Here is a 345-nt window from a genome sequence, read left to right on the forward strand (position 1 = left end):
GAGATTTTCCGCGCCGGTGCCTGGTTTTCGTCTGCTGCAGTCATGTCGAAAGTCGATCCGGTTGCCTTCGATAAAGCCATATGCGCTAAAGGCTGCAATCGCCTTTCAGGTTCCGCCGACCAAGGTCCGACGGCGCCCAAGACGGCTCATATGTGGTGTCATCCGGCGATTGCCAGAAACCATTGGGTGAAAATGCGCTAAAAAATGCGAAATGCTTCTTTGCAAAGCCGAAAAGGGTTTGCTATAGGCTGCGCCACTCACATGAGAGCCTCTATTCCCCGGTAGCTCAGTGGTAGAGCAACCGGCTGTTAACCGGTTGGTCGCTGGTTCGAATCCGGCCCGGGG

At 55.1% G+C, this 345-nt stretch carries 1 protein-coding gene; it reads left to right on the forward strand.

Going from position 1 to position 345, the window contains the following annotated elements:
* The coding region (locus X735_RS1000000169530) for a hypothetical protein (protein ID WP_032909655.1) at nt 1-201 on the forward strand (201 nt) is incomplete at its 5' end.
* Nucleotides 202-345: the final 144 nt, after the last annotated feature.

The organism is Mesorhizobium sp. L2C084A000 (assembly GCF_000502875.1).
GTDB lineage: Bacteria > Pseudomonadota > Alphaproteobacteria > Rhizobiales > Rhizobiaceae > Mesorhizobium.